Below are 346 nucleotides of genomic sequence, written 5' to 3'. Positions count from 1 at the left end.
CTGACCTGTCGCTTCCCGGGCTGTGATCGCCCCGCCCAACACTGCGACATCGACCACACCACCCCCTACCCGGCCGGGCGCACCCACCCCTCCAACACCAAATGCTTATGCCGCCTACATCATTTGTTGAAAACCTTCTGCGGCTGGCAAGACCACCAATACCCCGACGGCACCATCGAGTGGAGATCCCCCAGCGGGCACACCTACACCACCCGCCCGCTCAGCCGCATGCTGTTCCCACACTGGGACACCACCACCGCCGACCTACCCCCACCCGCACACCCGCCCCCACCATCTTCAGCCCAACGCCACCTGAAGATGCCCCGCCGACGACGCACCCGCGCCG

At 66.5% G+C, this 346-nt stretch carries 1 protein-coding gene; it reads left to right on the top strand.

The genetic code is table 11. The features are described from left to right. A partial coding sequence (locus MELE44368_RS26930) for an HNH endonuclease signature motif containing protein (protein ID WP_206613866.1) occupies window positions 1-346 on the top strand: 346 nt, incomplete at both ends.

This window comes from Mycolicibacterium elephantis DSM 44368 (assembly GCF_004014805.1).
In the GTDB taxonomy this organism is placed as follows: Bacteria; Actinomycetota; Actinomycetes; order Mycobacteriales; family Mycobacteriaceae; genus Mycobacterium; species Mycobacterium elephantis.
Note: the sequence above shows the minus strand (reverse complement) of the source record. Positions and strands in the feature narration are given on the sequence as shown.